14 protein-coding genes are annotated in these 14,234 nt (G+C 65.5%); 11 read left to right on the forward strand and 3 right to left on the reverse strand.

The annotated features are described in order from the left end of the window. Window positions 1–24: 24 nt before the first annotated feature. Window positions 25–1,164, forward strand: coding sequence for a DUF2235 domain-containing protein (locus FDT80_RS01270; protein ID WP_138660432.1), 1,140 nt, complete (start codon window positions 25–27; stop codon window positions 1,162–1,164). A gap of 10 nt (window positions 1,165–1,174) precedes the next feature. Here FDT80_RS01270 and serS read toward each other — a convergent pair whose 3' ends face one another. Continuing rightward, window positions 1,175–2,467 (reverse strand): serine--tRNA ligase, encoded by a 1,293-nt coding sequence (serS, locus tag FDT80_RS01275; protein WP_138660433.1) that lies wholly within the window; start codon window positions 2,465–2,467, stop codon window positions 1,175–1,177. Window positions 2,468–2,904: 437 nt separating this feature from the next. Between serS and yajC the strand changes: the two genes are divergently transcribed. The 10 genes from yajC to FDT80_RS01325 are packed head-to-tail and all read left to right on the forward strand — an operon-like array spanning window position 2,905 to window position 9,711. Continuing rightward, complete coding sequence (yajC, locus tag FDT80_RS01280) at window positions 2,905–3,183, forward strand: preprotein translocase subunit YajC (protein ID WP_138660434.1); 279 nt, start codon at window positions 2,905–2,907, stop codon at window positions 3,181–3,183. A 35-nt stretch (window positions 3,184–3,218) separates the two neighbouring features. Next, a complete protein-coding gene (secD, locus tag FDT80_RS01285; RefSeq protein WP_138660435.1) occupies window positions 3,219–4,880 on the forward strand; it encodes a protein translocase subunit SecD in 1,662 nt (553 codons plus the stop codon). 1 nt (window position 4,881) lies between these two features. Next, window positions 4,882–5,850 carry a protein translocase subunit SecF gene (secF, locus tag FDT80_RS01290; protein ID WP_138660436.1) on the forward strand — a complete coding sequence of 323 codons (969 nt, stop codon included), beginning with the start codon at window positions 4,882–4,884 and terminating at the stop codon, window positions 5,848–5,850. Continuing rightward, on the forward strand, window positions 5,843–6,595 hold the full coding sequence (locus FDT80_RS01295; RefSeq protein WP_138660437.1) for a sulfite exporter TauE/SafE family protein: 753 nt from the start codon (window positions 5,843–5,845) through the stop codon (window positions 6,593–6,595). The genes secF and FDT80_RS01295 overlap by 8 nt, the downstream gene beginning before the upstream one ends. Before the next feature lie 10 nt (window positions 6,596–6,605). After that, entirely contained in the window at window positions 6,606–6,959 is a 354-nt protein-coding gene (locus FDT80_RS01300; protein ID WP_138660438.1) for an Mth938-like domain-containing protein, read from the forward strand. Window positions 6,960–6,969: 10 nt separating this feature from the next. Then, window positions 6,970–7,587: a heme ABC exporter ATP-binding protein CcmA gene (gene ccmA, locus FDT80_RS01305; RefSeq protein WP_138660439.1), complete on the forward strand. Its 618-nt coding sequence runs from the start codon at window positions 6,970–6,972 to the stop codon at window positions 7,585–7,587. Continuing rightward, window positions 7,584–8,240, forward strand: coding sequence for a heme exporter protein CcmB (gene ccmB / locus FDT80_RS01310; RefSeq protein ID WP_138660440.1), 657 nt, complete (start codon window positions 7,584–7,586; stop codon window positions 8,238–8,240). Before ccmA ends, ccmB begins: the two co-directional genes overlap by 4 nt. Before the next feature lie 52 nt (window positions 8,241–8,292). Continuing rightward, window positions 8,293–9,021 (forward strand): heme ABC transporter permease, encoded by a 729-nt coding sequence (locus FDT80_RS01315; RefSeq protein ID WP_138660441.1) that lies wholly within the window; start codon window positions 8,293–8,295, stop codon window positions 9,019–9,021. After that, entirely contained in the window at window positions 9,021–9,176 is a 156-nt protein-coding gene (gene ccmD / locus FDT80_RS01320) for a heme exporter protein CcmD (RefSeq protein WP_138661741.1), read from the forward strand. The genes FDT80_RS01315 and ccmD overlap by 1 nt, the downstream gene beginning before the upstream one ends. After that, window positions 9,169–9,711, forward strand: coding sequence for a DsbE family thiol:disulfide interchange protein (locus FDT80_RS01325; RefSeq protein ID WP_246039792.1), 543 nt, complete (start codon window positions 9,169–9,171; stop codon window positions 9,709–9,711). The genes ccmD and FDT80_RS01325 overlap by 8 nt, the downstream gene beginning before the upstream one ends. A gap of 31 nt (window positions 9,712–9,742) precedes the next feature. On the opposite strand, the gene FDT80_RS01330 is transcribed toward FDT80_RS01325, so the two are convergent. Together FDT80_RS01330 and acnA are read right to left on the reverse strand one after the other, a co-directional pair. Continuing rightward, window positions 9,743–11,050, reverse strand: coding sequence for a short-chain fatty acid transporter (locus tag FDT80_RS01330; RefSeq protein ID WP_138660442.1), 1,308 nt, complete (start codon window positions 11,048–11,050; stop codon window positions 9,743–9,745). Between the two features lie 344 nt (window positions 11,051–11,394). Then, window positions 11,395–14,169 carry an aconitate hydratase AcnA gene (gene acnA, locus FDT80_RS01335; protein WP_138660443.1) on the reverse strand — a complete coding sequence of 925 codons (2,775 nt, stop codon included), beginning with the start codon at window positions 14,167–14,169 and terminating at the stop codon, window positions 11,395–11,397. Between the last annotated feature and the right edge of the window lie 65 nt (window positions 14,170–14,234).

Consider the following 14,234-nt stretch of genomic DNA (forward strand, 5'->3'; position numbering starts at 1 on the left):
TAGACCTATCCGGGGTTTCGGCAAATGGCAGTCATCGCGATTTTCTGCGACGGGACGTGGAACAGCCCGACGATCCCGCAACCCACCCATGTGTACCGCCTCTATGCGGCCACCGCGCAACACGACGGGCAAAGCGCGCTCTATCTGCCGGGGGTCGGAACGGGCGGCGCGGTGCGCGGGTTTCTCGGCAAGCTGATCCACAAGATCGGGGGCGGCGCCTTTGGCTGGGGTCTCAACGACAATATCAAGCTGGCCTACATGGCGTTGGCGACTGCGTACCAACCCGGCGACAAGATCCTGATCTTCGGCTTTTCGCGCGGCGCCTATACCGCGCGGTCGCTTGCCGGGATGATCCGCAAGGCGGGTATCCTGGCCGATCCCACGCCCGCCAACCTGCGCAGGGCGTTCCGGCTCTATCGCAGGGCGGGGCCGGGGAATGCGCCCGACGCCGGGCATATCCGCAAAGCCCGCAAGAAATTGTCGCCCGGCTACGCGACCTCGCAACAGGATGTCGAGGAGCGGTTGCGCGAAAATCCCGAGGACGACAGCCACCTGGTGCGCATCACCTACCTCGGCATCTGGGACACGGTGGGATCGCTGGGCATTCCCGAGACGCTTCTGGGCCCAATCGCCGCGATCTGGAATGCGCGCTACACCTTCCACGATACCAACCTGTCGCATCTGGTCGAGGCCGCGCGCCATGCCGTGGCGCTCGACGAGCGACGGGTGTTCTATGCGCCCGCGCTGTGGGACAACCTCGAGGCATCACGCGACGGGCCGGGGCTGAACGCCGGGGACAGGGGGCCGACGCGCCCCTATCAGCAGGTGTGGTTCGTCGGTGATCACGGCATCGCCGGCGGCAGCGGGGCCGCGCGGGGGCTGTCGGCGATCACGCTCGACTGGGTGCACGACGGCGCGCGCGAAGCGGGGCTGACGCTCGCGCCCGGTGCGCGCCTGCTGGATGCCGACATCGACCCGCTGGCCCCGGCGCCCGAGATCGACGACCCCAGCCTTTTCTACCGTGTTGCGCACGGGCTGTTGCGGTGGCGCGACGGTCCGGGCCACGACATCGACCTGCATCCGACGGCGCGGGCCCGGACGCAGGCCGACGCATCCTACCGGCCCGGCAGCCTGCGCAACCTGATGCGCGACCTGTTCACCTGATACCCGCGCCTCAGATCAGCGCGCCATCGGCACTCAGTAGCGTCTTGCCGCCAAGGTAGGGCGCCAGCACATCGGGCAGCAGCACCGATCCATCGGCCTTCTGACCGTTCTCGAGCACCGCGATCAGGCAGCGCCCCACGGCCAGCCCCGACCCGTTGAGCGTGTGAACGAACTGCGGCTTGCCGCCATCGGCGGGTTTGAACCGGGCATTCATGCGCCGCGCCTGGAAATCGCCGGTGGTCGAGACCGAGCTGATCTCGCGATAGGCGTTCTGGCCGGGCAGCCAGGCTTCGATGTCATAGGTGCGGCGCGCGCCGAACCCCATGTCGCCGGTACACAGGATCACGGTGCGATAGGCGATGCCCAGCCGCTCGAGGATATCTTCGGCGCAGCGCAGCATGCGCTTTTGTTCGTCGTCGGAATGATCGGGGTGGGTCACGCTGACCATCTCGACCTTCTCGAACTGGTGCTGGCGCAGCATTCCGGAGGTGTCGCGGCCCGCCGATCCGGCCTCTGACCGAAAGCACAGGGTATGCGCGGCATAGCGGCGCGGCAGGTAGCTTTCCTCGATCACATGATCCGCCGCGATATAGGTCAGCGGCACTTCGGAGGTGGGCACAAGCCACCAGCCGTTCGTCGTGCGATAGCTGTCCTCGCCGAATTTGGGCAGTTTGTCGGTGCCATACATCGCCTCGTCGCGCACCAGCACCGGCGGATTGGTTTCGGTCAGGCCGTTTTCATCGACGTGGGTGTCGAGCATGAATTGCGCCAGCGCCCGGTGGATCCGCGCCACAGCGCCCGACAGCAGCACAAAGCGCGCCCCCGAGATCTTGGCGGCGGTATCGAAATCCATCGAGGGGGCGACGCCCGCGATCTCGTAGTGTTCCTTTGGGGTGAAGTCGAAGCCGGGCACATCGCCCCAGCGGTTGACCTCGACGTTGTCGGACTCGTCCGCGCCGTCGGGAACGTCGTCGGCGGGCAGGTTGGCGATGCGCGCCAGCATGTCGGTCAGTTCCGCGTCCAGCGTCTTGGCCTGGGCCTGCATCGCGGCGACTTCGGCCTTCTTGTCACTCACCAATGCGCGCAGCCGTTCGAATTCGGCCTCGTCGCCCTTGGCCTTGGCCGCCCCCACCAGCTTGGAAGCCTTGTTCTGCTCGGCCTGCGCGGTCTCTGCCGCCGCGATCTTGGCGCGCCGCGCCTCGTCCAGCGCGAGGATGTCGGAGGACACCGGCGCATCGCCCCGGCGCGCAAGTGCGGCATCAAAGGCGGTGGGGTTTTCGCGGATGGCGCGGATGTCATGCATGGGGGCGGTCCTTTTGTCAGGCGCGGAAGTGTGGGGGGAGATATGCCCGATCGGCCCCGACAGGAAAAGGGGGGATTTGGCGGCGGGCGCAAGGTGCTACACGCGCGGCGCGCGCCATCACATCGGGCTGGGCGGTTTGTGCCCGATGGGGCGCTGCAAGGCGCGGCATGCGGTGATGAAGGCAGACCAACCGTCGGAGTGCTCCAGGAACCGGTCGGGAGCGGAAATGACGGCGACCGACAACACTGCGCTGTCCGGGAGTGTCTGAAAAATACGGATCACCCGCGTGCCTGTACTGCAACCTGCGTACGATCACCGACCTGTGGCTTCGTGTCCTCCCGATTCACGGCCTTTCCACCTTGCGTCCGTCCCCGCGCGGCCATAGGTTCTGCCAAAATTCGGGCACCCGCCCGCTTGGTTAAAAAAGGACATATCCCATGGAAGCCATTGGCCAGTTCGTGCCCCTTATCCTGATCTTCGCGATCATGTATTTCCTGTTGATCCGCCCCCAGCAGAAAAAGGCGAAGGAACATGCCGCGATGGTGCAGGGCCTGCGCCGCGGCGATCAGGTGGTCACCCAGGGCGGGCTGATCGGCAAGGTGGCCAAGGTCAAGGATGACGGCGAGATCGAGGTCGAGATCGCCGAGGGTGTCAAGGTGCGCGTCGTGCAGTCGACCATCGCCACCGTCGTGTCCAAGACCGAACCGGCCAAGTAAACGCGCCGTCACACCCATCTGAAAAAGGCGGTTTCATGCTGCAATTTGATCTTTGGAAACGGGTTGCGATCTGGCTGACCTGCGCGGTGGGCCTTTGGCTGGCGTTGCCCAATGCCTTCTACACCAGGGTCGAGCAGCACAACGATGCCGCCGCCGCCATCGCCGTGGCGGGATCCACGCCCGAGCTTGAGGCGCAGCTGAGCCGGTGGCCAGACTGGATGCCGTCGGGGCTGGTGAATCTCGGGCTGGACCTGCGCGGCGGTGCGCATCTGCTGGCCGAGGTCAAGGTCGCGGATGTCTATGCCAGCCGCATGGAGGCCGCATGGCCCGAAATTCGCGATGCCCTGCGCCCCGAGCGCGCGACCATCGGCACCATCCGCCTGCAACCCTCCGCCCCCGACGAGATCCGCATCCGCATCAGCCAACCCGAGGGGATGGAACGCGCGCTGGACGTCGTCCGCGGGCTTGCGCGGCCCGTGCAGACGCTGACCGGCGTGGGTGCCAACGACATCGAGGTACGCGGCGAAGACGACGAGATCGTCGTGACCCTGTCGGAGGCCGAGAAACTCGCCAGCGACGAGCGCACCGTGCAGCAAAGCCTCGAAATCATCCGCCGCCGCATCGACGAGGTCGGCACCCGCGAGCCGACGATCCAGCGCCAGGGCGCGGACCGAATTCTGATCCAGGTGCCCGGCATCGGCTCCGCCTCAGAGCTGAAGGCGATCATCGGCACCACCGCGCAGCTGACATTCAACCCCGTGGTCACGCGCGGCACCGACCCCGACGCCGCCCCCGGCATCGGCAACAAGATCGTGCCCTCGCTGGATGATCCGGGTGTCTATTACACCATCGAATCCGCCCCCGTCGTGACGGGCGAGGAGCTGGTGGATGCGCAGCCCTCCTACGATCAGAACGGGCGGCCCGCGGTGTCGTTCCGCTTCAACACCTCGGGCGCGCGCAAGTTCGGCAATTACACGGCGGAAAACATCGGCAGCCCCTTTGCCATCGTGCTTGACGACGAGGTCGTCAGCGCGCCGGTCATCCAAAGCCATATTCCCGGCGGGTCGGGCATCATCACCGGCAACTTCGACCTGGCCGAAAGCACCAACCTGGCCATCTTGCTGCGCGCGGGCGCCCTGCCTGCGGGGCTGGAGTTCCTCGAGGAGCGCACCATCGGACCCGAACTTGGCCAGGACAGCATCGACGCGGGCAAGGTCGCCACGATCGTCGCCTCCATCGCGGTACTGGTGTTCATGCTTGTCAGCTACGGGCTGTTCGGGTTGTTCGCCAATGTCGCGCTGGTGATCAACATCGGGCTGATCTTCGGCCTCCTGAGCCTTGTCGGCGCGACGCTGACGCTGCCGGGCATCGCGGGGATCGTGCTGACCGTCGGCATGGCGGTCGATGCCAACGTGCTGGTGTTCGAGAGGATCCGCGAAGAACTGCACACCGCCAAGGGGCCGGCGCGCGCGATCGAGCTGGGTTATGAAAAGGCGCTGAGCGCGATCATCGACGCCAACATCACCACGCTGATCACGGCCGTGATCCTGTTTGTCATGGGCTCTGGCCCGGTGCGCGGCTTCGCCATCACGCTGGGCTTTGGCATCGTCACGTCGGTCTTCACCGCAATCTACGTCACACGGCTCTTGATCGTCATGTGGTTCCGGGCGCGCCGCCCCAAAACAATCGAGGTCTGAGATGCGTCTGCGACTGGTCAAACAGAACACGAGCTTTGATTTCTTCAGCCGCTGGAAGATCTGGCTGGGCATTTCCGGCCTGATGATGGTGGTGGCGATGATCTCCTTCCTCGTGCAGGGGCTGAACTACGGCATCGACTTTCGCGGCGGCACCACGATCCGCACCGAAAGCCCGCGGCCGGTGGATATCGGCGAATATCGCGGTGTGCTGGATCCGCTTGGCCTTGGCGACATCACGATCACCGAGGTGTTCGATCCGACCTTCGGCCCCGATCAGAACGTGTCGATGATCCGTATCCAGGCACAGGACGATCAGGAATCGGTATCGGCAGAGACGGTCGCCGCCCTGCAGGAGGCGCTGGTATCGGTCCGGCCCGACCTCAAGTTCATCTCGGTGGAATCGGTCGGCCCGAAGGTGTCGGGCGAATTGATCCAGACGGCGGCCATCGCCGTCCTTCTGGCGATCGGGGCGGTGCTGATCTATATCTGGCTGCGGTTCGAATGGCAGTTCGCCCTGGGCGCGGTGCTGGCGCTGGTCCATGATGTTGTGCTGACCATCGGCGTCTTCTCCGAGGTGCAGATCAAGTTCGACCTGGCGATCATCGCGGCCCTGTTGACCATCGTCGGCTATTCGCTGAACGACACGGTCGTGGTCTTTGACCGGGTCCGGGAAAACCTGCGCAAGTTCAAGAAGAAGGACCTCAAGGAGGTTCTGAATATTTCGATCAACGAAACCCTCAGCCGGACGTTCATGACCTCGGTCACGACGCTGATCGCGCTGATCGCGCTGTTCATCCTGGGCGGAGACGTGATCCGCGGGTTCGTCTTTGCGATGATCTGGGGCGTGATCGTGGGCACGTATTCCACCGTTTTCGTGGCGACCGCGATTTTGCTGTACCTCGGCGTCAAGCGCGACTGGTCCAAGCCCGACGCGAATGCCGGCAATCAGTTCGCGAACGTCGATGCCTGACATCGCCGCCCAGACTCTCGCCCTTCCGGGGCTGGTCTGGGTCGTCGCCATCACGCTGGTGGCCGGAATCGTCTATGGCTTTGCGGGCTTTGGCGCGGCGCTCGTATTCATGCCGGTGGCCAGTGTCTTTGTCCCCGTCGAGGTGGCCGTCGCCGCCTTTTCGGTTTCTGCGCTGGCATCGCTGGTGACCGTCGTGCCGCGCGCCTGGGCGCAGGCCGACCGGCCCGCCACGCTCTGGATGATCGGCTGCGCCACTCTGACCGCCCCGCTGGGCATCTGGGTGCTGCGCACCACCGATGTGGCGACCCTGCGCTGGGGGCTGCTGATCGTGGTGGCGGTGACGCTGCTGGCGCTGATGACCGGGTGGCGCTATTCCACGCGACCGGGCCGCATGACGCGCGCGGGCGTTGGTCTTGGCACCGGGTTTCTGGGCGGGGCGACCGGGCTGTTGGGGCCCATCGTCATCCTGTTCCAGCTCAGCGGCGGCGATACCGTCGCGCGCAGCCGGGCCAACACGCTGGTCTTTCTGACCGTGACCAGCTTGCTGTTGCTGCCGTTCATGGCCTTGCAGGGCATCCTGTCGCCCGAGGCGGTCGCGCTGGGGCTGGTGCTGCTGGTTCCCTACGGTCTGGGCGCGCGGATCGGGCAGGGCCTGTTTGATCCCGCGCGCGAAACCTTATATCGCAACTGTGCCTATTGCATCATCGCGGCGGCCATCGTGCTTGGCCTGCCCCTCTGGGACTAGGAAGACCGACATGCGCCTGAACGAAGTTGTCTTTACCGACGCCAAACCCGTCGAAGGCTACGGCCCCGGCTTTTTCCGCATCGGCGGTCAGGTGATCCGCGGCGCGGTGATCGCGGGCCCCAAAGGCACCGGGACATGGGGCGGCTATGACGACACGGCGGCGCTGCTGGATCTGGCGGGCCAGATCGACGTGCTGTTCGTCGGCACCGGACCCGAGATCGCGCATATCCCCGACGATTTGCGCAGCACGCTGGAAGACGCCGGGATCGGCGTCGAGGTGATGGCCAGCCCGGCGGCCTGCCGGACCTACAATGTTCTACTGAGCGAAGGGCGGCGCATCGCGCTGGCCCTGATCCCGGTCTGACGGCCCGCGCGTGCCGCTGATCGTGACCGACCTGGCCGTGGCGCGCGGCGGCGTGCCGGTGCTGACCGGCGTCACGCTGCGACTGGACCCCGGACAGGCGCTGATCTTGCGCGGGCCCAACGGATCGGGCAAAACCACGCTGCTGCGGACGCTGGCGGGGTTGCAGCCACCGCTGTCGGGCACCATCGCCGGGGCCGAGGACCGCATCGCCTATGCCGCGCATTCCGACGGGCTGAAGTCGATGTTGAGCGTGGCGGAAAACCTGATCTTCTGGGCGCGTGTCTTTGGCCGTCGCGAGATCGACGCGGCGGTGCAAGCCTTCGATCTGCACGACCTGCGCAACAGGCTTGCGGGCACCCTGTCGGCGGGACAGAAACGCCGCCTGGGCCTGGCGCGCCTGCTGGTCACCGGGCGGCCGGTCTGGATGCTGGACGAACCCACCGTGTCGCTGGACACCGGGGCCGTCGCGCTGTTTGCGGATGCGGTGCGCGCCCATCTGGCGCAGGGGGGGGCGGCGCTGATCGCCACGCATATCGAGCTTGGCCTCGATGCCGCGATGCTTGATGTGACGCCCTTTCGCGCGACCCATGACACCCGTGCCGGGGCCAGCGACGAGGCCTTCCTGTGAACGCGCTTCTGATCCGCGATCTGACGCTCGCGTTCCGTGCCGGCGGGGGATTTGGCCTCGGGCTTGCGTTTTTTCTCATCGTCACCGTGCTGGTTCCGTTCAGCGTCGGCCCGCAAGAGGCGCTCTTGTCGACCATCGCGCCGGGGGTGTTGTGGCTTGGCGCCTTGCTGGCCTGCCTGCTGTCGCTCGATCGCCTGCTGGCGCTGGATTTCGAGGATGGCACGCTGGATCTGCTGGCCACCGCCCCGCTGCCGCTGGAAGCGGCGCTGAGCGTCAAGGCGCTGGCACATTGGATCACCACCGGCCTGCCGCTGGTGCTGGCCGCCCCGGTGCTGGGGGTGCTGCTCAATCTCGGGGGCGATGGCTATGCGTGGTTGGTCGGGTCGCTGGCGCTTGGCACGCCCGCACTGTCGGTGATCGGCACCTTCGGTGCGGCGCTGACGGTCGGGATCAAGCGGGGCGGCTTGCTGATGTCGCTTCTGGTCCTGCCGCTTTACGTGCCGACGCTGATCTTCGGGGCCGAGGCCGCCCGCCGCGGCGCCACCGGGCTCGACCCCACGACGCCGCTGCTGATGCTGGCGGGGATCACCGCCGGGGTGATTGCGCTGATGCCCTTCGCCAGTGCGGCGGTCCTGCGGGTGAACTTGCGGTGATCTCGGTCTTTTGCCCATTGAGCGCCCCCCGACAACATATTAGGTAATCGCCATGTCTCTCTGGCAATATGCAAACCCCGTCAAATTCCTGTCGCTGAGCGAGCGGCTTTTGCCTGTCTTGTGGGTCGGCGCCGCGCTGTGCCTGGCGGCCGGGCTGATCTGGGGCTTTTTCGGCACACCCGACGATTACCGCCAGGGATCGACGGTCAAGATCATCTACCTGCACGTGCCGTCGGCCCTGATGGCGATCAACGCGTGGTTCATGATGCTGGTGGCCTCGATCATCTGGCTTGTCCGCCGCCATCACGTCAGCGCGCTGGCGGCCAAGGCGGCAGCGCCGGTGGGCGTCGTGATGACGCTGATCGCGCTCGTCACCGGGGCGATCTGGGGTCAGCCGATGTGGGGCACCTGGTGGGCATGGGATCCGCGGCTGACGTCGTTTCTGATCCTGTTCCTGTTCTATCTGGGCTATGTCGCGCTGTGGGAGGCGATCGAGGATCCCGATACCGCGGCCGACCTGACGTCGGTCCTGTGTCTGGTGGGGTCGGTCTTTGCCGTGCTGTCGCGCTATGCGGTCAACTTCTGGAACCAGGGTCTGCACCAGGGGGCGTCGCTGTCGCTGGACAAGGAAAAGAACGTGGCGGATGTGTTTTACCAACCGCTGTTGCTGGCGATCGCGGGCTTTGTGCTGTTGTTTCTGGCCCTCGTGCTGTACCGCACCGGCACCGAGATCAGGATACGCCGCGCGCGGGCGCTGCGGGCGCGGGAGGTGCGGACATGATGCCCGATCTGGGGAAATACGCGGCCGCCGTGCTGTCGGCCTACGGCGCGTCGCTGGTGCTGCTGGCGGCGCTGGTGCTGTTGACGCTGCGGCGGGGCCGCCGCGCGCGCGCGGATCTGGCCGAGGTCGAGACGCGGAGCAAGCGACGTGGCTAAGATTTCACCGCTGATGATCGCGCCGCCGCTGATCTTCGCGGGGTTCGTCGCGCTGGCCGCCTTCGGCATGTTCCGCGACAATCCCGACGATCTTCCCTCGACGCTGGTGGGGCAGGCGGCCCCGGCCATTGCCGCCACGCCGCTGGCGGATTTCCCGCCGGTCACGCCCGACATGATCGGCGGCGGAGAGGTGACGCTGGTGAATTTCTGGGCCAGCTGGTGCCCGCCCTGTCGTGCCGAGCACCCCAAACTGCTCGAGATGCAGGCGGCGGGGGTGCGCATCATCGGCGTGAATTTCAAGGATACCCAAGGCCCGGCGACCAGCTATCTTGTGGACGACGGCAACCCGTTTGCGGGCGTGGCGTTCGACCCCAGGGGCCGCACCGCCATCGACTGGGGCGTGACCGCCCCGCCCGAGACCTTCATTCTGGGCCGCGATGGCACGGTGCTGTTCCGCTTTGCCGGGCCGCTGGTCGGCAGCGATTACCGACAGCGTTTCGTTCCCGCGCTCGAAGCCGCGCAGGGCGCGGAGTAGGGCGCGCGCCGCCGCGCGCGCCCTGTCGCGGTCACAGGAAACTGAGCCCGAGCGCAATGATCGCGCCCGACAGGATCAGGTGCACCATGCAAAAGCCCATGATGTCCTTGGCGCGCAACCCCGCGATGCCGAGGATGGGCAGCGCCCAGAAGGGCTGCACCATGTTGGTCCAGGCATCGCCCCAGGCCACCGCCATCGACACCCGCGCAAGATCGGTGCCCAGGGCTTCTGCCGCGGGCAGGATCACGGGGGCCTGAACCGCCCATTGCCCGCCACCCGACGGCACAAAGAAGTTGACCACCCCGGCCGAGATGAAGGACCAGAACGGCAGGCTGGCGTCGCTGGCAAAGCCGATCAACCCCTGCGACACGGTCGCTGCGAGGCCGCTGTCGACCATGATCGCCATGATACCCGCGTAGAACGGAAACTGGATCACGATGCCCGCGCCGCCCTTGACCGCCTGGTTCAGCGAATTGAGCAGGTTGCGCGGCGTGCCGTGCAGCAGGATCGCCAGGGTCAGGAAGGCAAAGTTGATGACGTTGAGCGACAGCCCCCCGCCGGCGAGGAAATATTGCAGCAGCCATGCCGCGCCCGCCGCGCCGATCAGCATCGAAAGCGCGGGGCTGGTTTCGATCCGGTCCGCCGGCGTGCCCGTGGGGTCGCGGTCGTCCTTTTCCTCGGCCAGCAGCTTTGGGTCGATATAGACGCTGTCCTCCTCGCGCGGCATCATCGCGCGGTTGATCAGCGGCACCGCGATGAACAACGCCACCACGATCGCGAGGTTGAAGGGCGAAAAGATCGTCTGCGACGTGGGGATGATCCCGGTGATCGCCTCGAAGGGATGGCCTTCGGTCGCGATCGACAGCGGCACGCTGCCCGCAAGACCGCCGTGCCAGACGATGAAACCGGAATAGGCCGACGCCACCAGCAGGCGGTAATCCACCCGCACCAGCCGCGCCAGTTCCTTGGCGAAAAGCGCGCCGACCACGAGACCGAACCCCCAGTTGATCCAACTGGCGGCCAGCGACACCACGCTGACCAGCAGGATCGCCCCGCCGGCGCTGGAGGCAAGCCCCGCCAGCGCCGCCAACCCGCGCCGCACCAGCGGGGTCGAGGCCATCATGTAGCCGGTCACGAGCACCAGCAGCATCTGCATCGAAAAGGTCAGCAACGACCAGAAGCCGTTGCCCCACATATCGACCACCTGCAGGGGCGAGGTGCCCTGCACCAGCCCCGCGGCGACCCCCGCGATCAGCGTGAGGACAATGACAAAGACGAAGGGATCGGGCAGATACCGATCCACGATGCGCACCATCGGGCGCGAAAGGGCGTTCAGCATGGTATAGCTCCTTTTTGATTAAAATTTGCGCTGTGCCTAACAACTGGGCGTCAAAAGGAAAACCCGGCTTTTGACCTAGGGTGAAGCCGCCCGGTGTGACGATGCCGTCGGCGCAATATCCCGCAGGATCGCGGCGGCGGCTTGGACAGAAAATGTTGCAATTCCGCGCGGCCCTGGTGTTTTCATGCATCCCTGTGCGCGCATGAACAGGGAATGTGGCAAATTTCACGGGGTCGAGACCGGCTTGATTGCGGTCGCGGGGTCGCCCGGGGGCGGAGCCCGACGCGAAAAGGCCCCGAACGCAAGGTCCGGGGCCTTTTGCCGTTGTCGCGTGGTGCGGCGTGCTAGGCCGCCTTGGCCAGGTTGCGCAGCACGTAGTGCAACACGCCGCCGTGTTCGATGTATTCGATCTCGATCGCGGTATCGATCCGGCATTTCAGCATGATCTCCTTGACCGATCCGTCGGCCATGGTGATCTCGCAGGGAACTTCCTGCAGCGGCTTGATGCTGTCGAGGCCCTTGATGTTCACGCTTTCCTCACCGGTCAGCCCCAGGGATTTGCGCGTGTCGCCGCCGGTGAATTCGAACGGGATCACCCCCATGCCAACCAGGTTCGACCGGTGAATCCGCTCGAAGTTCTCGGCGATGACGGCCTTCACGCCCAGCAGTGCCGTGCCCTTGGCCGCCCAGTCGCGGCTGGAGCCCGCGCCGTATTGTTCGCCGCCGAAGATCACCAGGGGCGTGCCCTGATCCTGATAGGCCATTGCCGCCTCGTAGATCGAGGTCTGCTTGCCGTCGGGACCCTTGGTATAACCGCCCTCGACACCGTCCAGCATCTCGTTCTTGATCCGGATGTTGGCGAAGGTGCCGCGCATCATGACTTCGTGGTTGCCGCGGCGCGATCCGTAGGAGTTGAACTCGCGCACCGGCACCTGGCGTTCGATCAGGTACTGACCGGCGGGGGTGCTGTCCTTGAAAGATCCTGCCGGGCTAATGTGGTCGGTGGTGATCATGTCGCCCAGCACCGCCAGGACGCGCGCGCCCTCGATGTTGGAGATCGTGCCCGGCTCGGAGCCCATGTCCTTGAAATAGGGCGGGTTCTGCACGTAGGTCGAGGTCGGCGGCCAGTTGTAGGTCTTGCTGTCCGTGGTCTCGACGTCCTGCCACTTATCGTCGCCCTTGAAGACGTCGGCATATTTCTCTTGGAAGCTTTCGCGTGTCACGGTCTTGTCCACAAGATCCGAGATTTCCTTGCTCGATGGCCAGATGTCCTTGAGATAGACATCGTTGCCGTTCTTGTCCTGGCCCAACACGCCGTTGGCCAGATCGACGTTCATGTCGCCCACAAGCGCATAGGCCACGACCAGCGGCGGCGAGGCGAGGTAGTTGGCGCGCACGTCCGGGCTGATCCGGCCTTCGAAGTTGCGGTTGCCCGACAGGACGCTGGTGCCGATCAGGTCGTAGTCGTTGATCGCCTTGGAAATCGCGGGCTCCAGCGGGCCGGAGTTGCCGATGCAGGTGGTGCAGCCGTAGCCGACGAGGTTGAAGCCGATGGCGTCCAGATCCTCTTGCAGGCCCGCGGCCTCGAGATAGGCGGACACGACCTGGCTTCCGGGGGCGAGCGATGTCTTGACCCAGGGCTTGCGCGTCAGGCCCAGCTCGCGCGCCTTGCGCGCCACGAGGCCCGCACCGATCATCACGTAAGGGTTCGAAGTGTTGGTGCACGATGTGATCGAGGCGATCACGATGGAGCCGTCGTGCAACTGGTAGTGGCCGTCATCGGTGGGCACGTAGCCCCGCTTGTGGTGGCCTTCGTCGCCGGGGATATCCTCCGGCTCGGGGTGGCCGCCTTCGCCTTCCCAGCGGATTTCGGCGGTGGGCGAGGCATCCTCGCCGGACCGCACGCCTTCGATGTACTCCGCAAAGGCCGTGTGCGCCGAGGTCAGCGCGATATAGTCCTGCGGGCGCTTGGGGCCGGAAATCGCGGGCACGATGGTGCCCATGTCGAGATGCAGCGTATCGGTATAGACCGGCGCATAATCCGCGCCCCGCCAAAAACCGTTCTCGCGGGCATAGGCCTCGACCAGGGCGATGCGGTCCTCGTCCCTGCCGGTGTTGCGCAGATAGCGCAGGGTTTCCGCGTCGATCGGGAAAAAGCCGCAGGTCGCGCCGTATTCCGGCGCCATGTTGGCAATGGTTGCGCGGTCGGCCAGCGGCAGGTTGTCCAGACCGGTGCCGAAGAATTCCACGAATTTGCCGACGACGCCTTTCTGGCGCAGCATCTCGACGACTTTCAGAACCAGGTCGGTGCCTGTCGTGCCCTCGACCATCTGGCCGGTCAGCTCAAAGCCCACGACCTCGGGGATCAGCATGGAAATCGGCTGGCCCAGCATCGCGGCCTCGGCCTCGATGCCGCCAACGCCCCAGCCCAGAACGGCCGCGCCGTTGACCATCGTGGTGTGGCTGTCTGTGCCCACCAGCGTATCGGGATAGGCGACCTCATGGCCGTTCTGGTCGGTATCGGTCCAGACCGTCTGGCTGAGGTATTCGAGGTTGACCTGGTGGCAGATGCCGGTGCCGGGCGGCACCACGCGGAAGTTGCGGAATGCCTTTTGGCCCCACTTGAGGAAGGTATACCGCTCCATGTTGCGTTCGTATTCGCGGTCGACGTTCATCTGGAACGCGCGCGGATTGCCGAATTCGTCGATCATGACCGAGTGGTCGATGACCAGGTCAACGGGGTTGAGCGGGTTGATTTTATCCGCGTCTCCGCCAAGGTTGATGATCGCATCGCGCATCGCGGCCAGGTCGACGACCGCCGGCACGCCGGTGAAGTCCTGCAAAAGTACGCGCGCGGGACGGTAGGCGATCTCGCGCGGGTTCTTGCCGCCCTTCGTCGCCCATTCGGCAAAGGCCTTGATGTCGTCGGTGGTGACGGTGTTGCCGTCCTCGAACCGCAGCATGTTCTCAAGCACGACCTTCAGCGCGGCGGGCAGCTTGGAGAAATCGCCAAGCCCGGCCTCTTCGGCGGCGGCGATGGAATAATAGGCGACGCTCTGGTCGCCGACCGTGAGGGTCTTGCGGGTCTTGGACGTATCGTGACCAACTGAAATGGGCATTCGGGGCTCCCTTGGATGTGAATGGGTGTTGGGAAAGGTATTGCCTGCTCAATGCATCAGGACGG

Origin of the sequence: Sulfitobacter sabulilitoris (genome assembly GCF_005887615.1) — a bacterium.
Lineage (GTDB): Bacteria > Pseudomonadota > Alphaproteobacteria > Rhodobacterales > Rhodobacteraceae > Sulfitobacter_E > Sulfitobacter_E sabulilitoris.